Below are 24,216 nucleotides of genomic sequence, written 5' to 3'. Positions count from 1 at the left end.
GTCGGGCCTCAGGTGCGAACCGGATGAGTGGCCTGGTGCAGATAGAACGGATAGACCAGGTTGTGGCGCGTGTTGGTGGTGCGAATCGTGTAATCGATCAACAGGTCAAGCCGGCCATCCAGCGGATCGACCACCTGGGCATCGATTCGATTCAAGATGACGCGTGGCTCGAAAAACAGGATGGCCTTGCGAATGATGTCCTTCATCTCGGTGATGGTCTGCTCACTGATTTCCTCGAACACCATGCGCCGTAACCCGCAGCCATACGCGGGAAGCATCACCCGCTCGCCCGGATTGGTCGAAAGCAGGATAAACAGGCTCTCGGCGATATCGTCGGCACCGGCCACCATCACCGCATCCTTGCTGCGAGGATCGAAGCGGGGAGGAAAACTCCAGCCACGTCCAAGGAAATTCTCCATCGTCAGCCTCCGATGATCACGGTGGGACAGCCAAGCACGATGGCGCCGCCGTGCGCGGTGGTGTCCCCGATGCGCGCGGCCGGACGGCTGCCAATCAAAACCGTGGCCGAGCCCTTGACGATCACGTCCGGCGGACCCACGCAAACTGCGTTGTCACCCACCACAGAGGCCGGCAAATTGCAGATCAGCACCGTAGGGACACCGGGGCCCACGATCGGACCGCCCACATGCGGGATCGGTGGCAGGCCCGGCGTGACCATCGGGCAGGTATGCATATCGGTGAGGCGGGCGGCGGGCGGCATGCGATGTCCTCAGTTGATCATGACCATGGCGCCCTTGACGCTGGTCTGGCCTGCCGCAGACAGTTCAGCAGTTGCCGAACCCTTTCCGGTAAAGCCGACCTGGGCTTCGCAGCTGACGTTGAGACCCGCAACTTTCACATCGGCCTGCGCGGTGGCACTGATATTCGCATTAGCGGTAATGGTGACGCTGCCCTGGGCGGTGAGCTTGATGTCAGACTGGCTGACCAGCGCGATACCACTACTGGACAGGGTGATGCTGTTGTTGTGCTGATCCTGCACGGTGATGGATTGGTTCTTGTCGTCCAGCACCATCTGGTTGTTACCCGGCGTGATCACCGTGATGATCTTGTCCTGTTCGTTGAACTCGATCTTGTGCAGGCAGCGCGTGACGATGGCCTTGGTATTGTTGGCCGCCTCGATGGTGTAGGCAGGTGCGCGGGCACTGCTGTAGAGCGATCCCAGGACCACCGGATGACTGGGGTCCCCATTGAGATAACCCAGCAGCACCTCGTCGCCGACTTCGGGTAGGAAGAAGGCGCCAAATGTATTCGATGCATAAAACTGCAACAGACGTGCCCAGATACCCTGGGTCTGTGCCTGCAAGACCGGCACTTCGACCTGAATGCGCTGCTCGCCTTCTGGATCGCCATCGAGTTTGAGCACGACGCCAATCTGCAGTCCGCTGACACCAGGCAACAGCCCACCGTTGACCGGCGCCATCACGTCATCACGTTCAACATGCCATTGCGGATTCAGGCCAAACTCGACCTGGGTCGTCCAATTGCCGCCGTTGATGCGATGTTCGGCGGCAGCCACGTAGACCGTTCCGCTGAAGCGCGCGCCTACGCCCTTGACCTCGAGCAGGCTATCGGGGACCACGCTGGCATTGCCTAGGATACCCAGGCTGCCGCGAATGCGTGCCAAGGTAGCCTTCTGCTGCATGGCCTTGGCCCACGCATTGAGGGTATCAAGCGGTTGCGTGGCACCGCTCTGCAAACCATAAGTGGATGGGCTGGTCACGCCAGCGAGCGTGGTGCCGCTCAGGTTACCCTGCTCATTGAGCGTGGTGGGGCTGGCAGAATCGCCCTGCGCGATGGCCTGTTGCTTGGGATCCCAGGAGGTGGCTTGGACCGCGGTCAATTGGGTTCGCGCATCGATATCCGCCTCGAATGCGAGCAGATCCGTACCCCAGGTAACCGTCAGGGACGCCGAACCGGAAGTGCTCGGTGCCTTGACACTGACCTTTCCATCATCGACGTTGACCAGCAATCCGTTGATTTCCGCACGCGAAAGCATGAAGTCCCAGTCGCTGCAATAGAACTGAACGAGTTCGTCGTACTGGACGGTCGTGGCAGTCACGTCGGCGGAAAGACCCTGCCCGCTGATCAACGTGGAAATGATGTCGCTATCTTTCTGTTGCAGATAATTGGCGTTGCGACGACCGATGGTCATCTTGGTGGCCTTGTCCCTGCATTCCAGGATGAGACGCGAATTGTTGCCACTATCGATCTTTACGCCATGGCGCACGACGATGCCACTGAACAGCGGTTGCGTCGTCGTACCGAACCCGGCATTGATGGTTATCTCCGATCCTGGCGTGAAATTGGCACCGTCGCTCAGTGGAAAGTCACCCGTGGGCATGTTGCCGTCGCTCAGGACAATCTCTGCCCATGGAATGCGATTGATGGCACGGCGAACGATGACGGAGACCACCGGCTCGACACTCAAGGTCTGCCCATTGACCGTAAGCGTGACGGTGACCACCCCATCGGTGTTGGTATTGGACTCGGCCATAGCTCAGTCCAAGGGGGGGAAATGCAAGGTCATGCCAGGCCGTAGCGCACGGAAACCAGGCAATCCATTGAATCGGGCCACTTCGGCGTAATAGTGGCTATCGCCATAGATGCGATGGCATAGCAGGGGCAAGGTGTCACCGTCCCGCACCACAACCGCATGGCTGAGATCAGGCGACGAAAGACCCGCCTCCAGTATCGCCTCCTGTTTGGATTTGTAACCCTGGAAGGCGAGATTTACCTTGGCGCGCAAGGGAGCGCCACTCGGCCGGAACAGCGTGTAGTCGACATCGATATCAGTCAGCCGACCCTCGAACAGCAGCGTTCCCCAGACGATCTGGACGACATCCGGCTGGTGCTCGGTGCCGTCGTAGGCCACGACCGCCATCAGGTCGTTCAACTGATCCTCGACTTCCGGCTTCAGGTTCATGCCCAGTGGCACTGGAACGACGCCCGTGCCGTCGAATGTGGTGGAGAAGCTCAGCTCATCCGGCATCACGCGATTGAAGTTGCGGCCGCTGCCCGGATCACCGAGGGGAACGCATCCGCTGAAATCCACCTTTCGTTTGAAACTCAGCTCGGAGGGATTGATCAGCAGCGACACCGCCCGGGAAGGATCGGGCGATGGGCTGTCACCCTGCATGGAACACGCGGTGATCTTGAGCGAGGCCTTCTTGCCCGCAAGGCTGGGAACAATAGACATCTATCGCTCCCGCAGCCGTTCGAGCTCAGCCAACAACGCGCTGCGCAAACGCAGACCTTCGTCGCCCGACGGTTGCTTGCCACCGCAGTCGCCGTCATCGCAGCTGCAATCGCCCGCCTTTGCATCAGCGGCCGACTTCTTCTTGTCGGCCGCCTTGTCAATATTCGACTTGATGACCATCTGGCGAATTTCCAGCGTCATGACGCTCCCTCAAAGCATGCGTTGGGCGTATTGGTAAGCCAGCTCGATCGTCTCCACGGCCACCTCGTTCTTGGTGGAATTGAAGGCATCAATGTCCCAGCGAACCGGATAAGCGTTGTTGTACAGCCAGATGCGTACCGGGAGCCCCGAACCGTCGAGCAGGCTGATGGTCAGAGGCATCAACACGATCGGCATGGTCAATCCCCCTTCCAGCGTGGCCTTGCACCAGGCAATCAGCGGAGAACTCAGCGCGGTCACGCCGCGCTTGAGCATCAGCTTCTTCTGTTGCACGCCCTTAGGCAGTTGGTGCACGAACCGGTTTTCGCCGCCTTCGCGAAGTTCCTCCACATCCATCGTCTGCTCCAGCCCCGATACCTCCTGAAAGGAACTATCGATACCCGTGGGTACTGCACCAAGACTGACGGTGAATTGAAATGCAACCGGAAAGAACGCATCCGACAAACCAGCCTGCCCACTCATGCCGCGATCTCGCCTTAGCCGTTGGCGATGGTCAGGCCTTCGTGCACGACCTCGATCGACTCGATCGCCACTTCGTTGCCCTGGGCTTTCAGATCGGTGCCGGTAATCTTGCTCGGCCACGCATTGGTCAAGGTCCAGACCATGGTCGGCTTGCCCGACTCATCGAGCAGGCTGATAGTGACCGGAACACGCTTGATCGTATTCATCTTGATCTGGTTGAACCAGTCCCAGAACTTGTTGTCGCCCTTGAACACACCCTTCTTCATCGTGATGTTGCCGTACTTCTTCAGCCCGGGCATCTTGATGGGAGCGAATACCGGGCTATCGCCATGCCTGTATTCGATCGGCTGCGATTCGGCATCCAGGCCGGACACTTCCTCGAAGGACATCACGGCCGAGTCCCACTTCACTTCGAAGTAGAACTTGGGCATCGGCCATATATTGGGTGACTGTTGCGAACCATCATCTGCCATGGTGACACTCCGTCAATGCGAAATTTGGTAATACCGCGGGCGTCATCGCACGACGCGCCCGCGCCCGATCACGATTTCTGCATCTGCTGCTGGAACGTGATTTCGATGAACTCGGCCGGACGCACCATGGCGACCAGTACCGTCACGCGCAGGATGCCTTCGAGGATGTCGTTGGGCGTCATCGTTTCGCCCAGCCCGCAGAACACGCTGAAAGCGTCTTCCGGGATGGCACCGGCCAGGCCACCACGCTTCCAGATACTGGTGAGGAAGTTCTGGATCATGCTCTTGATGGTCACCCAGGTGTTGGCAACGTTGGGCTCGAACACCAGGGCCTTGGCCGCCAGGCGGCAGGACTCCTCCAGCATGATCATCGTGCGGCGCACGTTGATGTAACGCCAGTCGAGACTGTTGCCATCGAGGGTACGAGCACCCCATACCAACACGCCTTCGCCCACGAAGGTTCGAATAGCGTTGATCGACTTACCCTGCGTGGTGACGTTGAGGTCTTCCTGGTCAACCGACGAAATACTCACCGAAGGTGAAACCACGCCAGCCAGACTGACATTGGCCGGAGCGCGCCAGACGCCGCGGCTGTTGTCGACCATCGTATAGACGCCGGCCATCGCCGCACTGGGCGGCAGCAGATTCAGCTTGGTACGCACCAGTTCCATGATGGTATTGAACATCGGGCTGATCGTGCTGAGGGTCTTGTTCAATAGCGCCTTGTTGGCCAGGATGGCATCGCTCGACGGCTTGGGATCACCCGCGCTCCAATCCTTGGTGATGTCCGCAATCGCCTGGATCTGCTCCTTCTCCTTGAGCGTGGCCTTGTCTGGCGCAGTCTCGGGCAGGTTCAAATCACTGCGAAGCAAGGCTTGCAGGACATCGGCCGAGGCGATGTTCTCGTAGCTCAACTCTTTCTCGCCGACCACCGTGGTATTGAGCCAGGGATAATAAGCGGCAGCGTAATTGAGGAAATTGATGCCCAGTCCGTTACGGAACTGGTCGATCGGATCGCCATCGGGATCGTTGCGCGGCTTGTAGCCACCCCAAACATCGAGAATGGCGACACGGTTCTTCATCTTCTCGCCGCAATGGGCGAGCATATTCTGCTGCAAGCTGATGCAGTCCGGTTCCTTGAGCAGCACGGCCTCGGGAATGACCACCATCGTCGGCTCCTGTTCCTTCAGAAGCTCGTTGATGCCCTTGTTGAAATTGTCCGGGTCCAGATCTGACTCATAATCGCCTACCGAAACGATGTAACACGGGCCACCGCCATTCTGGAAGAAATGGCGCATCGCGTTGTACAACATGTAGCTTCCGCCGTCCTTGCCTTCGGCTTGCTCGACCACGTATTCGGTGAGCTTGTCGTCCTTGCCTGGCGCCTTGAAATCGGCCAATGCGGATGGATCGGATTTTTCGACGATATTGAAGCGCGGGTTGGGACCCATGCCGAAATACTGGTGGAACTCGGCCATGGAACTGATGCGCCACGGCTTGAGCGTGAGAGGCTTGTTGCGATTGTCGGCTTTCTCGGTGTGTCCGATGAATGCAGGCACGGCGGTAGCCACTTCCACCACCGAGTTGGGAAATGCATTCTTTTCGACGATATAGACACCCGGTGTCTTCATTGCACCCATCGGTGGGCTCCTGTCAGTGGGTTAGCTATGGACAAAGATTTCCGACACGGTGGTCGGCTGGCCGCCCAGCATTTCACGCCACAGGCGCTGCGGCTGGGCGCCTGGCAATCTTGAAATCAATACGCGTTCAGGCGCTTCAGTCACGTCACGCAACTGGAAACGTTGCGTGGGTCGCTCCTGTAGAGCAATCGGAACAGTGGAGCGCGCCACCAGCACCGTCTGCCCATCAGGCAGACGTTCGGCTTGTGGCGGCGTGAATTGCACTTCGCCACGCTGGTCGACGATGGATAGCGTGCGGCCGCGCCATTCTCCGACCAGCAGGTATTTCCAGATCGTGCGACGACTGATCAGCCGAAGGCGATAATGGCTTTGCTCTTTCGTCCAATCATCAAAGCCAATATCTGGCGAGGACAGCAACGGCAAGCCCATGATGGCCAATGGCGGCGATAACTGCGCGCGAGGTTCAAGCAGAGGCACCGGGCGAATACCGCCCTCCTCCGCTGAGGATTCCCCTGTATCGGCTACGTCAGTGTAATACGCGCTCGAAGGATCGACCGAGTGCACATCAAAACACAAACTTCGGATCGCCTCTCCTTCCTGGCGCTCGCTCCAGATGCCTGGCAGCTTCGACTCCTCGACACTGACGACCAGGCTACGGCTATCGCTTCGCAAAAGCATGTCGAAACGCTTGAGAAATGTTGCGGTATCGGCCTGCGGCGTGAAACGCAGACCGCGCGCGTCACCATCAGCAAAATAGTCGTGACTGACGTCAACCCGAGCCAGGATACGGTAGCGCTGCATGGCTAGCACGCTCCCAGCGGATGAATGCACCGGGTCGTCATGACTGCACCGCCCCGACGTCGGTACCTGTAGCGGCAGGCGCACGACCACGAATAGCGTCGCTATCGAGGGTTACCAGGCGCACACGAAACAATGCCGACGGCAGATAGCGCCCTCCGTGGATGCTCCAAAGACTATGCATCTCCTGGCTGCTGAGGTTCTCCATATTGAGAGCCAGACGCTCCAACCTGCGATCCATATCGGGCGTATTCTGGTGATCGAACACAGCATTGCCCTGGAAGAACGCAATCGTGCTTGCCAGGAACTTCAAGGCTTCCGGGTAATGCGTGCCGCTGAAATTGGCCGCGCACATCACCAACAGATTGAGATAGACCGGCATAACCTTCTGAAGCACGCCATGCTGCGGCGCCGTGGGCACGGTACCGGCGCGATGCGCCAGGGTGTCGCGCTCGATGCCACTGAGAAACAACACCAGCCGATTCGCGGACGAGGCCACCGCAGCACCGCCGACTTCCTGCAGGTTACTCACGACAACCATGTCCTCGGCCACCTGGAATTGCCTCCGAAAGTGACCATTGAGATGTGTCGCCAGATGTTCCAGCGCGCGATCGATCACCGTTAGCCCCTGTTTCAGACGGCGCCCTGAGGGGCGCCAGATCGCGCAACGCATGACGGGAAAGACAATCTCCTGAGCCGGATGCCGTGATACGCGCCGGATCAGGACGTCATGGATGCGTGAATACAGGTTACCGTTGCGGCTACGACGACCCTATCGGCAATTTGCTGATATTCATCGCCAGCGACAGGCAAAGTGATGCGGCTCGCAAAATGATGCGAGGTCGTGAAGGATGGTGGGCGCGTCATCATTCGACAGCGTCTCGCAAGCTTCTAAAGCCGCACGCTCAATATGGCGTGGCCATGGCAGAACGCAATCTCGCCGCTTAAAAGCCTTGTCATACATGCAAGGAGCTTCGTAGCTATACCAGACTGTCGCCGTAGTCAGCCTCACCCCAGGAAAAATACCCAATCGGATGACGAGCCGCGCAGTAGCACTACGCAGCCCTCATATCCGATAAGAAATATCCACTAGTCGAGCCTTTTTCAACGCGCCAATCACTATTTTCTGTGATCGTTGCCGAGGGCCATCAAGACAACTGGTATTCACGGCTCAAAATTTAATTCAGGCATCCTAACTTCGATTCCCGGTTAAAAACATCGCCATTTGGCGCCAGCCTGCCACGACATGAGAAAAAATTCTTAACGGTTAATGCTGCAATCGCTGTTTACTCAGCTGACGACACCTTGCTGCAGAACAAGCAGCCAACATATTCGGCGCAGGCCGATCCAAACGTGACGCCCAGACCCCGGGACGTTGGTTGTACCGGGCCTTTGTTGGCTATTCCGCACTGGGCGGGCCAACTGTCACGAAAAAGGAAATCGACCTGATCCTGTACGTATTGCTTGCCTGATCGGCGCCACAGGCCACACACATGATTGCGCCCTTCCCCGCATCATGCCGCCGGCTGCCACACGTAGCCGTCTCCTTCGCGGCATACGATGCCAAGCCCGGGGAACGGCGCATGCGCCGCGGCAATGCAATCGCCGCGATGCGCGGCTTCCTTGAGAAATGCGACACGCGTTGCCTTTGCCTGGGCCGGCTCGCTGTCATAGCAGACCGTTACGCCAGGATCGGCCAGTTGCACGGCGGCGACGTGAAAGAGGTCACCGCAGAACAGGACGTCCTGCTTGCCTGTGCGCAGCCGAAATCCTGTGTGACCATGCGTATGCCCCGGAAGCGCCAGTGCGTTGATACAGCCATGCCAGGAAGCTTGCGCGTCGAACAGGCGCAGTCGATCGGTTGCGATGTACGGTGCCAGCACTTTCCTTGCATCGGCGAAGGTAGCTCGCACGCTGCCATCCACGCCGTCGGCCGAACCACGTTCGAGCCAGAATGCCGCCTCGGCGCGTGACACATGGATCCGTGCGCGCTCGAACACGGCCTCACCGCTTCGCGTCAGGCCTCCGATGTGGTCGGGATGCAAGTGCGTCACTAGTACGGTGTCGATATCCCCGACGCTGTATCCGGCCGCAAGCAATCGCCTGGCCATGTCGCCCAGGGTCGAACCCTGTAGATCGCCGGCTCCGGCATCGATGAGTATCCGCTTGTCGCCGGTATCGATCAGGAATGCATTGACGTGGCTGGGTACGAGTTCTTCCAAGCCCGCTCGTGCCAACAAACCATCCAGGGGGCTGGTATCGCCGCGCAATACCTCAGGCGTGGACAGTAAAAAGTGCCCATCGCATAGCACGACAACGGTTGCTTCCCCCAGTAACAAACGATGAATCCCGGGGCCAGTTGCTAGCTGCGAATGATGGTTGCCCCGGCGCAAGGACAAGGCATGATGGTCACCGCACATATGAAAGCTCCAGATGAAGGAGCGCATAGCGTGCGCGCGGTTGTCACTCGCGCCTACTGACAGGCATGTGCGCCACCCTTTCAGCTTTGTTCACAGGCGCTCTCCCCGCCCAGCAAGCGCTGGGCAATCGATGCCAACGCGCGCACTCGGTCCAGACCACGCATGTCCTCGTGGTAGCCCATCCAGATGTGTCGCGATGGCGGTGGCTGACCAAGATCAAGCAACGTCAACCCGGCAGTCGCGTCGCCAACGACGCGCGGTAGCACGGCAAGCCCGAGGCCCTGCCGGCACAAGCGCGCCTGCAAGGCTCGATGATTGGAGATGGCCGACGTCTTCGCGTGCGGCAATACCTGCCGTAGCCAGTCGATCTCGGGGTAGCGATGCTCGGAAGCATCCATCAGAATGAGCTTGTTCAGGCTGCCATCACCCACGATGGGTGTCGCGACACCTTGCCCCGCGTATAGCCCGTAGTCGATACGCATGAGCCGGCATTGCACGACACCAGGCTCCTCGAATGGCACGACCCGGAAAACCACGTCCGCTTCCTGACGAGACAGATCGTAAAGCCGCGAACTGACTTGCAGCTCTGGCACGATACCGGGATGTTCGTCGATGAGGCATTCCATGACCGGTGGCAGCACATAGGTGGCAAACCAGTCCGCCGAGGAGATACGCAAGGCACCCACCGGGCCTTCCGCGCCGGCAATACGGCGTTGAAACGCCAGCGCGGATGCCTCCATATCCTGAGCCAGCCTGAGAACATTCATGCCGGCATCGGTAAGTAGTACACCGTCCTGGTGGCGTTGCAGCAGGGGCTGATCCACCGCTTGCTCCAGCGCACGCACGCGGCGCGCCACCGTGGGATGGCTGATCCCAAGCACACGTGCCGCCGCACCCAACGAGCCTTCACGGGCTACGGAAAGGAAAATACGAACGTCACTCCATTCCACGCGTTGATTCCTGCCGATGGGAACCGAGACTTTGCGCGAGTGCACTCCCTCCTGCAAGCCATGGTCAACCCGGGCTCAGAGTTCGATCACCGGCCCGACGATGGCCTGCCGGAAGCGCTCGCACACCGCTTGCACGGCTTCGGGCGTGTGCGGCGTGGGTAACTGGCCCATGGCTTTGAAAAACGCATCGTGTCGCGATGGTGATGACACCAGGATCACGCGCGCGTGTTCCTCGGTCGCACAGGTAAAGCCATGCACCGCGCCGCGCGGGACGAAGACCTGTTCTCCCGCTTTGACGAGCAGCCGCAGTTCGTCAACCATAAACAATAGCTTGCCTTTTTCAATGACAAAGACCTTGTCCTCGTCAAACGAGATGTGCGCCGGCGCGCCCTGCCTGGGTGCCACCAGCATCGACATCACGGTGAGCGGCGCCTGTGAGCCACCCAGCAGGATGTCGGCAGTGATGCCAGAAAAGGTCGCACGCTCGGCGGCCATCAGGCGGCCACCACGAAGACGAGGAAATGGATGATCGGAAGTCATGGGAGGCCTGTCGCCGGAAAGAGCGTCATATATAACGAGAAAGTGTCTGCATGATTAGCCGTACAATCATGGAATGATCAGCCAGAATTCTGGACAATGTTGAAGCTCGATCCATTGCAGACGTTTGTCGAGGTGGTGCGTGCCAAGGGTTTCTCTTCAGCGGCTCAACGCATCGGCATGCCTCGTTCCACGGTGAGTCTTCAGGTGAAGGCGCTGGAAGAAACCCTGGGAACACGACTGCTGAAGCGATCGACCCGCTCGCTGGCGCTGACCGATGAAGGCCGCCGCCTGTTTGAGAGCGCATCTGGTGCGATCGATGTGCTGGCGCACGCTTTGGAGGATGTCCGAGGAGAATCGGGTGTATTGCGAGGTCTGATCCGCATTACTGCACCGGCGGATTTCCCCACGAGGATTCTGGCGACTGCCATCACCGAATTTCGCCAGCAGTATCCACAGGTGCGCTTCGAACTTACGTTGACCAACGCGGTACTGGATCTCGTACGTGAGAACGTCGACATCGCCATTCGTGCGGGATCACCCGCCGGCATGGATTCGGTGGAACGAACCTTGTTCGAATTCTCTTGGCGATTCCACGCCAGCGCCGAATGGGTCGCGCTCCATGGTAAACCCGCCAGCATCGACGCGATCGCCAGCTTCATTGCGCCGACGCCTTTATTGCGGGCCTATCTGGAGCGCACCGTGCTCGGTGGCCAGACTTTACCCGCACCAGCCATCGAAGTAGATAGCCAATTCCTTGCACGGGATCTGGTACTGCAAGATTTTGGGATCGGGCTCCTGCCTGAAGGGCTGTTCGCTCAGGCCGACATCGACAAGGGCAACATCGTGGCCTTGCTCGATGAGACGATCCGGCAGCGCAGCCGCATGAACCTCACGTTTCCAACCCGGGCGGATATGCTGCCGCGGGTCCGGGCGTTCGCCGACCATCTGTGCGGCCTGTTCGACCCAGTGGACTGAGGCGCAACCCAGCATCGAGACTGGCTTGTCGCCATCCAATAATTATGAAATGATAATTATTCTTATTTGAGTAGGGTGACACGGTGCAGCGCGGAGATGGGCGTGGATGAGGACCCCCACAAGCCAGATGGTCGGGGTCGTTTGCTGCGCGCGCTCCAGGCCAACTACGACTCACTGCGCCGTTTCGCCGAGCGCCGGATTCGCTCTCGTGAATATGCCGCCGATGTGGTGCAGGAAACCTACGTGAGGATCGCCACGCTCGACGAGCACGCGACCATTGAAAATCCGCTGGCTTTTCTCTATCGCGTGACCGGCAACCTGTCGATGGACTGGCTGCGCGAGCGTGAAGTGCGCGAACGCCACGTTGAAAGTGGCGCCCTGCCCGAACACGTGGTCGATGGCGCGCCCGACGGCGAGGCCAGATTACTGTCACAGCAGCGGCTGGAGGTACTGGCCGTAGCCGTGGCCGAGCTGCCTCCGCGCTGCGGCGAGGTATTCCGGCTGCGTAAGCTCGAGCACCTGAGCTCTCAAGACATTGCGCAGCGCCTGGGCATCAGCCGCAACATGGTGGAAAAGCACCTGCGCAAGGCCTTGCTTCATTGCCAGGCCAAGCTGGACGAAGCGGAGGCATAATGCCCGCTATCTTCCGGCCAGCCTCCCGCTCCATGCAGCCAACCGCCAACGACATGCTTCGCGAACAGGCGGCGCAATGGGCACTGAGACTGGACGCTGGCGATCTGTCACCGCACGAACACGAGCGCTTGATGGCGTGGCTGGCACAGGACACCGCACATGCGCCCGCGCTGCAACGGGCCATGTCGATATGGCGCGCGCTCGATGAGGTTTCCCTGCCCTATGCCCCCGGACGCGCTGATACGCATCGAATTTCGCCCCGGCCCCCTATCAGAAAGAGGAGAAGGGCCCGGCTGGCACTCGCCGCCAGCGCGGCATGCGTGTTGGTAGCCCTGGGTTATTCGCAATGGCAGCGCGTTGACGTCTGGATGCATGCCGATGCGCGCACGGGAGTTGGAGAAACCCGCGATATAAGCCTCTCCGGCGGCAGCACCGCGCGCCTGGATACCGGCTCGGCCATCGCCATTCGTGATAACGCGCAATGGCGCGAAGTGAAAGTGCTCGCCGGCACCGTGTCCTTCGATGTCGGACATGCCGATACCCGGCCGTTCCGGGTAACCGCCGGCTCGCTGGTGGTCACGGATATAGGCACCTCGTTCCAACTGGTAAGCCATGGATCATCGACCCAGGTGATCGTCGCCAGCGGCCTGGTCGAGATACGCACGCCTTCGGGAGTTCGACGCGTGCACGCCGGAGAAGAAGCCGTAGTGCCCGGCGACGGCGGCCGTGTCGATGTTCGCGCCACTGACGTGGATGCCGCAACCGCCTGGATGCGTGGACGCCTGGTATTCGTCGATCGCCCGCTTCGCGACGTGGTGGACGAACTCAATCGCTACTACGACGGGCACATTCTGCTGCTCGATGACCTGGCCGGTAGCCGCCGGGTCAGCGGCGTGTTCAAGACGACCGAGCCCTTGGCCGCACTGGATGCTATCCAGCACAACCTGGGCATGCGCAGCAGCCGGCTCGGCGCGGGATTGATCCTGCTCCAGCGCTGAGCGGAAATAATTTTTGCCCGCGGACATCCTCAAACAGGTAACTGGCTCGTCTTAGGAATGAGAACGATCCTCATTCCCTTACCTTACGGGCGGTTTTCATGTCAGCTTTCGATCATTCCCCTCATCTTCCGCCAGCAGGTCGCTTTACTGTGCGCCAGTTACTGCTGGCCTTGGGGCTGGCCCTGAGCGGCGCTGCCATGGCCACAGACTCGCCAGACGGCAACTGGCAGGCGCCGCGTGACTTCCACATCCAGGCCGGCCCCCTGGCCCTGGCCCTGAATCGCTTTGCCGAACAAAGCGACACCGTGCTGATCTATGACGCAGCCCTGACCACCGACCTGCAAGCCTCGGCACTCGATGCGCGGCTACCAGCAAGCGAGGCGCTCGACCGTCTTCTGAATCACTCCGGCCTGGAGTACCGGATCAGCCCGGATGGTTCGGTACGTATCCAGCGAGGCAGTCAGCCGGCAGCGGCGTCGCCCCCGGTCAGAACGGTGGCTCCAGTCGTTGGCACTGCGTCGGCGCCCCGGCGACGTGGCGACAAGGTGTCGGATCTGGAAGGCATGGAAGTCCAGGGTATTTCCGAAGGCTACGCCGCCAACGAGGCCTCGTTCGGCAAACTGGCACTCGCACCGCGGCAGTTGCCCAACTCCGTATCGGTCATTACGCGCCAGCGCATGGACGACCAGAACATGGCCACGGTCTATGACGTGCTGAGCCATACTACCGGCATCACCGCTATTCCCTATGGCGTGGGTACGTCGTATTTCCAGTCGCGCGGCTATCAGCCCGATGTGCAGTTTGACGGCATTCCCGCCAACAATGGCCTGGAATACCAGTCGCAGTTCGACCTTGCCATGTATGACCGGATCGAGATCTTCCGTGGCCCGGCCGGCATCCTGCAAGGCCAGGGCAGCCCGGGAGGCACGGTGAACCTGATCCGCAAGCGCCCGCAGGATCATGCCACCTGGGGTGGCAGCGTGTCGGCGGGTTCTTGGAACAACTATCAGTTGACGGTTGACGGCAGTACGCCATTGAACCGCAGTGGTACGGTGCGCGGACGCATGGTGGTCTCGGCGCAGGATCATGACTACTTCTACGACAAGGCCAACTCGCGCCATCAGTTCGCTTATGGCGTCGTCGAATTCGACCTGTCTCCATCGACTCTGCTGACCCTGTCCACGGCGTTTCAGCATGAACATAATGGCCCGCTCGATTGGGGACAGTCGGTCTATGCGATTGCGCCGCATGGCGTGCGCCTGGATGCCCCACGCTCGCAGTTCTACGGTACGGACTGGAGCTATGACCGTCCACAGATGAACGATCTCTATGCGGAACTCGATCACGACTTTGGGGGTGACTGGCATGGCCGAGTCCACGTCGATCGGCGCGGCATCCAGGATGGCTCCAAGTACGGCTACATCGATGGGCTGGTGTCACCCATCGGCAATCACGCCCAGTACTGGTTGCAGCGCCAGTTGACGCGAGCGACCTGGATCGGCGCCGACGCCAATATATCCGGCCCGTTCGAACTGTTCGGCCGCACCCACCAGGCGGTCATCGGCGTCAATTACGCCAGGCAGACGCAAGACAATTACAGCGGCGGGTTCGATGTCCCCGGTGGCGCAGACGTCATGAACCTGGGCGGCATCGCCGAACCCGATATTCCCTTCAGCGATCGCAGCCAGACCAGGACCACGCAGTACGGCATCTATGGCGAGGTACGCCTGCGCCCATCCGATGACTGGAGCGTGCTGCTCGGTAGCCAGTTGACCGACTATCGCAACAAGAGCCGCGATGGCACGCCAAACAGCCTGGGTAACTGGGTGCAGGATCCGGGCGTGGACCACAAGGCCTCGCCTTACGCAGGCGTCGTCTATGACATCAATGCGTGGTTATCGGCCTACGCCAGCTACGCCACGGTGTTCGTACCGCAGAATAACCTAGTGTTCGGTGGAGGCACGCTCAAGCCGCGAACTGGCAAGCAATATGAAACCGGCCTGAAAAGTGATTTCATGGATGGCCGCTTGAGCGCCACGCTTGCCGCCTTCCGCCTTCGCGACGAGAACCGCGCCTATGATGACCCCAGTCATCCAGGCTATTTCATCGCGGCAGGCAAGGCGCAGAGCCAAGGCTGGGAAGCGGAGGTCACCGGGCGCATGCTACCGGGCTGGGATCTTTCGGCCGGCTACACTTACCTGCTCACACGCTATCTGAAGGACACATCAAGTCAGGGGCAGATCTTTGATTCGGAAGAGCCGAAGAAAACGCTCAAACTCTGGAGCGTGTACCGTTTCGAAGGCGACAACCCGCATGGGTGGCGTATCGGTGGCGGCGCGCGCATCGTCAGCAGCACCACACGCGGAACGATCACCCAGAAAGGCTATGCCGTATTTGACGGCCAGGTCGGTTATCAGTTCGATCGCGACTGGTCATTGACACTCACCGTCAACAACCTCTTCGATCGCGCGTATTTCGCGCGTGTTCCGGCCACGTACTTCGGCATCTACGGCGATCCGCGAAACACGATGGTGACCTTGCGTAAGGCGCTCTGAGAACATCATCAAATAGCTTGCATGGCCTGTGCGCCATCCCCCCCGGCATGGCTGGAGGAGATGGCGCGCCAAAGCGGCAGCGTACATGGATCGGCGATCGTGGCGACGAAGAAGGTCCAGAAAAATGCATTTCGATTGCACGCATGTCGGTAATGACTGGTGTCGTCCAGTCTTCGTAAACGACCGGATGATCGTATGACCAAGCTCACGCTCTACGGCCACTTGTTTTCTTCTTACACGCAGAAGGCACTGATCGCACTGTACGAGAATGGCACTCCCTTCTCGTTTCGCAGCATCGGACCCGAGACGCCAGAGAATACAGCCGAATGGCTGAAACGCTGGCCGATACGTAAATTCCCCTTGCTCGTCGACGGCGAGCGTAGCGCGGTGGAAACCAGCATCATTGTTGGATATCTCCAAGTGGCGCATTCAGGCTCGACGAGGCTGCTTCCAGATGACGCCCTCGCTGCGCTCGATGTACGCTTCCTGGATCGTTTCTTCGACCCGCATGTGATGAATGCAGCCCAGTGGGCCGTTGATGGGGCACTCACCGGCAACGCCGATCGGCAGCGTGAAGGGCTGGAAAAGGCCACAGAGAAACTCGACCGCGCCTATCGCTGGATCGACCTTTACCTGACTGGTGAAACCTGGGCTGCTGGCGACCGCTTTACATTAGCCGATTGTGCGGCTGCACCTTCGCTGTTCTATGCCGACTGGGTGTCTCCCATTCCAGCCACGCTTACGACACTGGGCGACTATCGTTCGCGCCTGCTGGCGCGCCCGTCTTTTGCTTGTGCTGTTGAAGATGCACGTCCCTTCCGCTCATCTTTCCCGCTGGGGGCACCGGACAGGGATTGATCGCAGGCGCCACCGGGCTCAAGGTGTCGTCCAGACACCGTCGCGCTCGATGTAACGGGTCATATGGCCTTCTTCACGCTCCCGGCTCAACTCGCGCTCGGTAAGGCGCAGATAGAGCACCGACTCAGACAGGCAGCGCGTCGCATGGATATCGCCTGGCAGGTATACCCTGCCCTCGCCTGGCATTACGCGATAAGTCTCGCGCTGCACCAGGCGCACGTTGCCAGCAGGAGATTCCATGCGGCCGTACGTAGTCATTTCCATCTCGCCTTGCTGCACGGCGTAGATGACCCATGAACGGCCATGATCGTGCGGCGGCCATGCATGCCCCCGGGCTTCGGTATGCGCAAGCACCAGGAACCCATGAATGGGGTCGCGATAGAGCTCCTTGCTGGCAGGCATGTCTTCATGCAATTGCGCCAGCCAGCCCTCGCTGGACGGCGCCCTGGCCAGCGCCTCGATTTCCGTGTGGCATCGGGCAACCAATGAAGACGACAACGGCCCCCACGATTCCCGTACGTTATCGATGAATGTTTCCAGCGTGCTTGTGACCATGCTTGGATGTCCGGCGAGTTGACGATTGCGGTGTCGCTTACTTTAGGCCCGACCATGGCATGGCGGAGCGCGCGTGGTGTGCATGTTATTCGTGCATCTGACGCCATATCATGCCGATGCCGACCAGGAGCGCCCATGTCCGAGTTCGACTTCAACTTGCTGGTCACACTCGACGCTCTACTTGCCGAAGCAAGCGTCGCAAAAGCCGCGCAGCGACTGAAGCTCAGCCCTTCCGCCATGAGCAGGGCGCTGGCGCGGTTGCGTGCAGTCACGGGCGATCCCTTGCTGGTACGAGCCGGGCGCGGACTGGCCCTGACGACGCGCGCCATGGAGCTACGCGATCGCGTTGCAGACCTGGTACGCGATGGCGAAGCAGTATTGCGACCATCCGAACAACTCAACCTCGCGCAACTCACGCGCACCTTCACACTACGGGTCGGCGATGGCTTCGTTGAGAATTTCGGAGCCACGCTCGTCGCCCGCGTTGTCCGCCAAGCGCCCGGCGTCCTCTTGTGCTTCCTACCCAGGACGGATCGAAGCAGCGCCGGTTTGCGGGACGGCAGCGTGGACCTTGAAACAGGCGTCGTCAGCACAAGGACAGGGCCCGAGGTGTGGACGCAAACCCTGTTCCGCGATCGCTTCATAGGGGTCGTGCGCGCGAGTCATCCGCTGCGCGAAGGCCTGGTTACGCCCGCGCGTTATGTCGCATGGGGTCACGTTCTCGACGCCAGACATCATACGGACAAGGGGCCCATCGACGAATCATTGAAAGCACTGGGCATGGAGCGAAAAGTCGCCGCTGTCGTGGGCGGATTCTCCAGTGCCCTGGCACTTGCACGCGATAGCGAACTGATTGCCACGGTACCGGAACGGCATACGCAAAGCTTGCGCTTGGGGATGCACGGTTTTCCGCTTCCCTTTACTATGCCGGAAATCGTCGTATCCATGCTTTGGCATCCGCGCCAGGATGCCGATCCAGCGCATCGCTGGCTGCGCCAATGCGTGAAGGCTACGACAGCTCCAGGGGAACACCCAGTGAGACAAGCGAATGATCATGATCCGGCGGTGAGCCGTCGATAGCTCCCGAATCGGATATCACCTGTCCGTTCGCCAGCGTGATGACCCGATCGGCAAGCTGGAAATAACGGTCATCGTGGCTTATCGCAACGATCGTCTTGCCCCGGCTTTTCAACTCCGGCAGCACATGGCGATAGAAATGATCGCGAAAATGGATGTCCTGGTCCGCCGCCCATTCGTCGAAGAAGAAGATATCCCGATCTTCCGCGTAGCATTGCAGCAGCGCAAGGCGCTTTCGTTGCCCCGTGGATAGCGAAAGCCTGGAGAGCTCACCTTCATGCACCTGGACCTGTTCCTCCAGGCCAAGCAACGACAACCATTGCCTGATTCTTGCATCGGATAGCACATGGCCGGCCTGGTCGAGCACGTGCGGAAACAGAAAGAAATCGCCAAACACTCCCGTGAATCGCTCGCGATAAGCGCCGATGTCAGCATCGACAGATACGCCATCGATGCATATCGTGCCGGCATGTGGGGCGAGCAACGAACTCAGCAACAGGAGCAAGGTGGATTTACCACTGCCATTACCGCCAACGATGAAGACCATCTCACCCCGCGTGATGCGCAAACTGACAGGCCCTAATGCAGGCTTGGCCGCAATGCTGTCCGGATAGCTGTAGCAGACACCCTCCATGTCGATGCGGCACCAAGGATGTGGCCGGCTCTCTCGCTGGCTGCCGATGTCACGCGGCATGGTATCCAATTTCAGGCCGACACGTTCAAGGTGACGAAGGCTGGCTGCCCCCAACGTCGCCTGACGACCAGCGCTGACGATGAAGTTGACCGGACCGCCCAGGAAGATCGCGCCGATCACGAAGTGAATGATGGTCCCCTGCGGCAACGCTAGAAATGCATGCCCAAGATAGACGATCAGAAAGATCGACCCGTACATCACCGTCATCGACCAGGCTTCGTTGAGGCCAAGGCCGGTATGTACCTTGACCATGTTCGAGCGCGCGCGCACGACGGCCGGAAGCATCAGTTCCCGCATGAAATGCGTCGCCCGCGCCGGATTCAGGCTCATCTCCTTCTTGCCGTCGCTGATGAACCGGAAGTACTCGAATACTTTTTCGTTGGCTTGCCGAAGTTCGTCGAACTTTGTGCGCATGATGCGCTCAAGGCAGATCGATGCGGCAAAGGTGGCCGTCAAAAACAAGGCAAGAATGCACAACAAAGTGACTGATACGGTGGCCAGGTAGCCAGCGTACAGCATGGCCAGCAATAGATTGTAGGCCAACAGCGGAGCGACCAGGGCCAACGGTGCGATATTGGCAACGTCTTCGATCAATGATCCGAAAACGGCGTGCTTCCTGTCCGCCAGTTTTTCGTAGTCCATCTCGATAAACTGCCGCGAAAGCTCGCTGCGCAACTGCGCCACCAGGTCGCCGCCCAGGCGAGCGAGCATCCATTGCGACGACGCATGGGTAACCAGCAACACCACGAGCCAGAACAGGCCGATCCATAGTGGCCCGGCGACAAGCGCGCCCATCGAAAATGCCGGGGCTCCGCCTGACGCGAGCGCATTGATATGCGATAGCAGCACTATCGTTGTTCCGGCACTGGCACAGGAAAGCGAGGCGGCTCCCAGCAACGATCGGTAGTGCCTGCGAACAAAGCGCTTCAGGATCATGGGCGATATCAGGCGGTAAGCAATTCGCGCTCGAACATCCCGTTGCGCTCGTACTCACCCACCCGGCATTCCATCAGCAACGGCGAAGGAATATCGCACTCCGGATGCATCCGGGCCAGTTGATGGATAGACCCGGAAATACCACTCATCAAGCCTGGCGTGAACGCATCCCTGGCCAGTCCTCCAACGATGCCGTGTTCCTCGATGCTGGACAGGATGATCGCACTGCCGGGCATGATCTCGGGCGCGACGATATCAGGCGCTACCTTGCTCGCGCGCATCAGCAGCTCCCACATGCTCAGGTCGCCATGGCAAAGCGTATGGCTGTAGCCCCACCCGCTGCGCTGGGCAGCCTGCACGGCCCGCGCCAGCGTATCCAGGTGCCGATCCTCGCCGGTGCGGCCATACAGATCGCAGGCGGCCAGGCCAATACCAACGCTGCCATGGCACCATGTATTGGGAAAGTCGCGGCTGTCAGGCTTGCGTACGTCAATCCAGTTACGCGCTTGCCGATGGTAAAGCGTTTCCTCGAAATCGAAGGCGAGTCGCCCCAGCGATAACCAGCGACGACGATCGGTTTCATGGCCTGCGCCACTGAGACCAAGCCGCGTCAACGCCCAACCGATGCCGGTGGCTCCGTGCGCAAACCCACCCAGAGGTTCGTTGAAGACTGTTGCCGGCCAACGCGCACCCCGCTGATCGACAAGGGCGGCCTGCTCGAGTCGACGGCCCGCCAATGCCGCCAGGTCGAACCAACGCCGATCTCCTGTAGCCTCGGCCAATTGCAGCAAGGGCACGATGGCACCAGCGATGCCTTCGAGTATGTCGAACTTGTCTTCGCGGTCGAACTCGCTCGACTCCATGGCTTGAGCCTGCATTACCGCGCGCTCCAGCGCACCACGTCCCGGACATAGGGCATCGAGCGTCAGCCAAGTAATGATCTGCGAACCCAGGCCTATGAACGCGCCAACCGCCTCCGTAGGCCTGGCTTCCTCCGTACGACGCAAGACATCAAGCACACCTTCGAGAGCCTCTTCTACTCCGTCGACCTCATCGGCTCGCCCATGGGCACTCTCGTGCAGGTAGCCCGCCAGAGCGATGGCGATGCCGCCTAGGCCCACATAAAGGTTGGCTTCCAGGCTACGCATGGCCCAGCCACCACGGCCTAGCACCGGACTGATCCAAGTTACGCCGCCATCGTGGCCGCGAACGGACAATTGCAGCAACTGACGCACAGTCAGCGCAGCCATCGCCCTGCGTCGCCTGTCCAATTGTCCGGCGTGCGGATGATGGGCAGTGATGTCGTATACCGACCGTTTGTCATCATTGAGCCGCGTGTTCAGATGTGCCGTGACCAGCGCGCCGCGAATGGTCAGCTCTTCCAGGTCCAATCGCATGGAAAGCCAGCCTTCCAGCACCTCGTCGAGTTGGTGCTGCTCCAGGGCATGCGCGAACACGGGAACATCCCCGTAAAGCATGTCCTGGATTTCACCGGCGATGACCGCCGGATCCGAGGGCGCCATAGTGAAGACTGCGGCGTTCTGGGCCAACAGATCACGCGCACGCTCGATCGCCGCGGGCTCGTCATGCAACGAAGCCGGGTGCCACAGCATGCGCATTACCTCAACGTAGACATGCGTCGGACGCCGGATGCGGCGGATTCGGCAGCCGGGAAAGCCAGCCAACGCAGCGGCAAGCTTGCCTTCGGCATGCAGCTTCATGAAGCGCCGGGTAAGCTCCTGGAAGCCGACGACGATGTCCGGCCAGAACTGGGAGATGTCGGGATTATCGCAAGGATGGTTCTTTGCCTTGCCCAACTCGATGTTTACCAGATCGACGTGCGCTTCGGTCGTTCCATGCTGGACAATCTCCGGCACACGAATGCTCGGCTGTTCACCGGGTAAGGCGCCGATCGCTGAGATATCCACGCCATCCAGGCCAAGCACGGGTGCACGAAATGGCACCAGGCCGGTACGCAGAACGGATGATCGGATCATGGCCTCGGCCAGATCCACGGCATGCCCCAACCCGGTAGGGTGTGTCGCCGTTTCGGGAACGAACATGCTTTCCACGTCGACCACGCAGGGCACGGGACCGCAGGCAATCAGGTTTTCATGATGCACGTCGGTGCCGCCAAGCAGGCGCATGACGGCCAGCCAGTGCCCAATGTTGCGATAGAAGGTCTTCAGTTCATGAACATCGGCACAGTGCCTGTGCTCGACGAAGGCCGCCCAACCGTATTCACCGCGATCGAGCACAGCCGGTACGCGGATGGCTTGCGCCTGATCGTGGAAGATACCTTCCAGGAAGGCCTGCAATGCCGCGTCGATACGTAACGAGCGTGGCTTGTACATCACGGTGCCATGGGCGAAATCGAGTCTTGCCACGGTCTGTCCGCCGTCATGGACATCGCCTTCGCCAATCGAGACCGCCTGAAGGCTGCCAGGGTCTCGGCCGAGCAGGCTCGCCAGCACCGACCGATCAGCGGCCACGCGTTGGGCCAGACGCATCATGGCCTGGCTCTGCTGGGTCATGACGTGTGCTAGACGACTTTCCAGCACAGGGTAACGTCCGCGCAAGGTCTCCTTGAACTCCGGGCGCGTGGCCAGGGCAAGAAACTGGGTGAATCGTTCAGACTCCTCGGTAGCCGTGAGTTGCCCCATCAGCTTGGCTGCGTGCAATTCGAGCAGGAGCACGCGATTGAGCTTGCGTTCGGCACTGTCATGCAGGGCTCGATGGGCTTCTTTTGTTAGCACTGCCGCCTCGGCGGCATCCAGACCAGGCAGCGCCAGGATGCGTGCCATGACTGATTGCCGGGCATCGGCCGTGAGGAAATCGATGACTGTGGCAAACGTCGTTGACGGCACCTGGTTCATATCCGCACCTGGCAAGGCAATCGAGGGAGAAGAGCTGTCGGCCCGCAAGACAGCCGTGACACCAAGGTCACGGCTGCCGGGATTGCATTGATCAGCAGCAATAGCCCGGCCGGGAGGCCGTACAGCCGCTGCAGTTGGTCATCAGAGCCATATCCGTATTGGTAACGGCGGCAATGGTTACCGACTGGCCCTCGGTATAGAGAGGACCCGCCGGATTGCTGTACCCATTGACGCTCTCAGAGCCCTTCAGCCAACCCTCGATGATGTTTTCGGTCTGCATGATGTGTACTCCTTACGTTGAGTGGATTGAAACGGCGCTCACGATGACCGCACAAGCCATGACCGCGGTGAGCGCATCCGCGGCGGCATATCGTTTATTTGGAAATTTGCCGCAAAATAGCCGACCCCATATCGGCCAGAATGACACTCAAAAGAGGAATGCTTATATTGCGTCAGATAAAGACTTCAAAAATCATCTACGACAAAGCGGCATACATTCACACACGCATATAGTGAGTGCGCGTTTCTATGGAAACCCAATCAGGAAATCGCTAAACAGACCCCGTTGTCAGGCCACAAGCCCCTCTTTTGTTCGCTCATGAAGGTATCCAGATCTTTCTCATTGACTGGCACCAACCCGGCCGTCGACCTCTGAACATCCTGAATAAACCATTCAATCTGTCACCCCTCGAAGGAGGCATTGGAATGCCGATATTCACGGGGCTTTTTCGGACTCCCTTATGAGCCGCAGTTTGGTCGATATGCTGTTTTGATGAGGATGATGTGATTTTCGCCAAAGGATCGCGGCGTCCGTCACATTATTCAAATTTGTAACGCGAAGTCATGACCGCCCATACCTCCAGCCGTCGAAGCGGTATTGAGCCGATACACGGAAAGCCCCCCTCAGGGTTACTCGGCCATGACGGATAAAAGGGCACCCACCATACAGAAAAACCAAGACAAGCAAGCCTGATGCAAGAATAAACGTCGCCACCCACGACATGAATGGCAAGGCACCTCGAAGGCGAGAGGAAACCCAGAAACCCTCGAGTCGAATCGTAAAGCGCGGAATCTCTCAATGGGAGCCAGGGCCGGAATCCAGCGTAACTTCATCGAATCCAAGATCGTTGATCTGGTAACTTCAAGGCGGTAAGACTTTTGTCGAAGCGGCGAATATCAGAATTTTTCAGGTGATGTCGTTGCGCAGGAGTCAGCAAACTTAAATGAGAACTATTTTTCGTGAAATTTATAAAGGAGCCGCGGTTTCCCGGGGCATGGATGGCAACGATGAACCCGCCAGGCTTCAGGATCGAGGCGATCATAGCGGTGAATGTCTTCAT

Annotated in this window: 25 protein-coding genes; 7 read left to right on the top strand and 18 right to left on the bottom strand. The window is 59.5% G+C overall.

The annotated features are described in order from the left end of the window. Positions 1 to 8: 8 nt before the first annotated feature. The 10 genes from VF436_RS19595 to VF436_RS19550 all read right to left on the bottom strand — a co-directional run bounded on the left by VF436_RS19595 (position 9) and on the right by VF436_RS19550 (position 7,428). Entirely contained in the window at positions 9 to 419 is a 411-nt protein-coding gene (locus VF436_RS19595) for a GPW/gp25 family protein (RefSeq protein ID WP_330905735.1), read from the bottom strand. Positions 420 to 421: 2 nt separating this feature from the next. Beyond that, positions 422 to 721: a PAAR domain-containing protein gene (locus VF436_RS19590; RefSeq protein ID WP_330905734.1), complete on the bottom strand. Its 300-nt coding sequence runs from the start codon at positions 719 to 721 to the stop codon at positions 422 to 424. A gap of 9 nt (positions 722 to 730) precedes the next feature. Then, positions 731 to 2,515 (bottom strand): type VI secretion system tip protein VgrG, encoded by a 1,785-nt coding sequence (vgrG, locus tag VF436_RS19585; protein ID WP_330905733.1) that lies wholly within the window; start codon positions 2,513 to 2,515, stop codon positions 731 to 733. A gap of 3 nt (positions 2,516 to 2,518) precedes the next feature. Then, on the bottom strand, positions 2,519 to 3,217 hold the full coding sequence (locus VF436_RS19580; protein ID WP_330905732.1) for a hypothetical protein: 699 nt from the start codon (positions 3,215 to 3,217) through the stop codon (positions 2,519 to 2,521). Next, positions 3,218 to 3,418 (bottom strand): hypothetical protein, encoded by a 201-nt coding sequence (locus tag VF436_RS19575; protein ID WP_330905731.1) that lies wholly within the window; start codon positions 3,416 to 3,418, stop codon positions 3,218 to 3,220. A gap of 9 nt (positions 3,419 to 3,427) precedes the next feature. Next, on the bottom strand, positions 3,428 to 3,898 hold the full coding sequence (locus VF436_RS19570) for a phage tail protein (protein ID WP_330905730.1): 471 nt from the start codon (positions 3,896 to 3,898) through the stop codon (positions 3,428 to 3,430). 14 nt (positions 3,899 to 3,912) lie between these two features. Continuing rightward, positions 3,913 to 4,371, bottom strand: coding sequence for a phage tail protein (locus VF436_RS19565; protein ID WP_330905729.1), 459 nt, complete (start codon positions 4,369 to 4,371; stop codon positions 3,913 to 3,915). Positions 4,372 to 4,439: 68 nt separating this feature from the next. Further along, positions 4,440 to 6,011, bottom strand: a complete 1,572-nt coding sequence (locus VF436_RS19560) for a phage tail sheath family protein (protein WP_330905728.1) — start codon at positions 6,009 to 6,011, stop codon at positions 4,440 to 4,442. Positions 6,012 to 6,032: 21 nt separating this feature from the next. Beyond that, entirely contained in the window at positions 6,033 to 6,812 is a 780-nt protein-coding gene (locus VF436_RS19555) for a hypothetical protein (RefSeq protein ID WP_330905727.1), read from the bottom strand. A gap of 37 nt (positions 6,813 to 6,849) precedes the next feature. After that, entirely contained in the window at positions 6,850 to 7,428 is a 579-nt protein-coding gene (locus VF436_RS19550) for a DUF4255 domain-containing protein (protein WP_330905726.1), read from the bottom strand. A gap of 119 nt (positions 7,429 to 7,547) precedes the next feature. On the opposite strand from VF436_RS19550, the gene VF436_RS19545 reads away from it, so the two are divergent. Next, positions 7,548 to 7,757, top strand: a complete 210-nt coding sequence (locus tag VF436_RS19545) for a hypothetical protein (protein ID WP_330905725.1) — start codon at positions 7,548 to 7,550, stop codon at positions 7,755 to 7,757. Between the two features lie 566 nt (positions 7,758 to 8,323). Here VF436_RS19545 and VF436_RS19540 read toward each other — a convergent pair. The 3 genes from VF436_RS19540 to VF436_RS19530 form a co-directional block, all read right to left on the bottom strand. Then, complete coding sequence (locus tag VF436_RS19540) at positions 8,324 to 9,229, bottom strand: MBL fold metallo-hydrolase (RefSeq protein WP_330905724.1); 906 nt, start codon at positions 9,227 to 9,229, stop codon at positions 8,324 to 8,326. Between the two features lie 80 nt (positions 9,230 to 9,309). After that, positions 9,310 to 10,179 carry a LysR family transcriptional regulator gene (locus VF436_RS19535; RefSeq protein WP_330905723.1) on the bottom strand — a complete coding sequence of 290 codons (870 nt, stop codon included), beginning with the start codon at positions 10,177 to 10,179 and terminating at the stop codon, positions 9,310 to 9,312. A 75-nt stretch (positions 10,180 to 10,254) separates the two neighbouring features. Continuing rightward, positions 10,255 to 10,674, bottom strand: coding sequence for a cupin domain-containing protein (locus VF436_RS19530; RefSeq protein WP_330905722.1), 420 nt, complete (start codon positions 10,672 to 10,674; stop codon positions 10,255 to 10,257). Between the two features lie 141 nt (positions 10,675 to 10,815). Here VF436_RS19530 and VF436_RS19525 point away from each other — a divergent pair, with 141 nt between their 5' ends. From VF436_RS19525 to VF436_RS19505, 5 genes are all read left to right on the top strand, one after another. Next, entirely contained in the window at positions 10,816 to 11,694 is an 879-nt protein-coding gene (locus tag VF436_RS19525) for a LysR family transcriptional regulator (protein ID WP_330905721.1), read from the top strand. 102 nt (positions 11,695 to 11,796) lie between these two features. Next, positions 11,797 to 12,327 (top strand): RNA polymerase sigma factor, encoded by a 531-nt coding sequence (locus VF436_RS19520; RefSeq protein ID WP_330905720.1) that lies wholly within the window; start codon positions 11,797 to 11,799, stop codon positions 12,325 to 12,327. Next, a complete protein-coding gene (locus VF436_RS19515) occupies positions 12,327 to 13,325 on the top strand; it encodes a FecR family protein (RefSeq protein ID WP_330905719.1) in 999 nt (332 codons plus the stop codon). Before VF436_RS19520 ends, VF436_RS19515 begins: the two co-directional genes overlap by 1 nt. Positions 13,326 to 13,423: 98 nt before the next feature. Then, positions 13,424 to 15,880, top strand: coding sequence for a TonB-dependent siderophore receptor (locus VF436_RS19510; RefSeq protein ID WP_330905718.1), 2,457 nt, complete (start codon positions 13,424 to 13,426; stop codon positions 15,878 to 15,880). A 195-nt stretch (positions 15,881 to 16,075) separates the two neighbouring features. Next, positions 16,076 to 16,738 carry a glutathione S-transferase family protein gene (locus VF436_RS19505; protein WP_330905717.1) on the top strand — a complete coding sequence of 221 codons (663 nt, stop codon included), beginning with the start codon at positions 16,076 to 16,078 and terminating at the stop codon, positions 16,736 to 16,738. An 18-nt stretch (positions 16,739 to 16,756) separates the two neighbouring features. Here VF436_RS19505 and VF436_RS19500 read toward each other — a convergent pair whose 3' ends face one another. After that, complete coding sequence (locus VF436_RS19500) at positions 16,757 to 17,293, bottom strand: hypothetical protein (RefSeq protein WP_330905716.1); 537 nt, start codon at positions 17,291 to 17,293, stop codon at positions 16,757 to 16,759. 135 nt (positions 17,294 to 17,428) lie between these two features. Between VF436_RS19500 and VF436_RS19495 the strand changes: the two genes are divergently transcribed. Continuing rightward, on the top strand, positions 17,429 to 18,373 hold the full coding sequence (locus tag VF436_RS19495; RefSeq protein ID WP_330905715.1) for a LysR family transcriptional regulator: 945 nt from the start codon (positions 17,429 to 17,431) through the stop codon (positions 18,371 to 18,373). Here the strand turns inward: VF436_RS19495 and VF436_RS19490 are convergent. From VF436_RS19490 to VF436_RS19475, 4 genes are all read right to left on the bottom strand, one after another. Further along, complete coding sequence (locus VF436_RS19490) at positions 18,303 to 20,000, bottom strand: cyclic peptide export ABC transporter (RefSeq protein ID WP_330905714.1); 1,698 nt, start codon at positions 19,998 to 20,000, stop codon at positions 18,303 to 18,305. The two genes, VF436_RS19495 and VF436_RS19490, sit on opposite strands and share 71 nt — an antisense overlap. Positions 20,001 to 20,008: 8 nt before the next feature. Beyond that, positions 20,009 to 22,876: a type 2 lanthipeptide synthetase LanM gene (lanM, locus tag VF436_RS19485; RefSeq protein ID WP_330905713.1), complete on the bottom strand. Its 2,868-nt coding sequence runs from the start codon at positions 22,874 to 22,876 to the stop codon at positions 20,009 to 20,011. Between the two features lie 91 nt (positions 22,877 to 22,967). Further along, positions 22,968 to 23,156 carry a DUF6229 family protein gene (locus VF436_RS19480; protein ID WP_330905712.1) on the bottom strand — a complete coding sequence of 63 codons (189 nt, stop codon included), beginning with the start codon at positions 23,154 to 23,156 and terminating at the stop codon, positions 22,968 to 22,970. 829 nt (positions 23,157 to 23,985) lie between these two features. Beyond that, the gene (locus tag VF436_RS19475) at positions 23,986 to 24,216 is read right to left on the bottom strand and encodes a hypothetical protein (RefSeq protein WP_330905711.1); all 231 of its coding nucleotides are present in this window, start codon (positions 24,214 to 24,216) and stop codon (positions 23,986 to 23,988) included.

It is taken from the genome of Dyella sp., from assembly GCF_036384435.1.
GTDB lineage: Bacteria > Pseudomonadota > Gammaproteobacteria > Xanthomonadales > Rhodanobacteraceae > GSA-30.
This window is presented reverse-complemented; position numbering and strand designations above follow the sequence as displayed.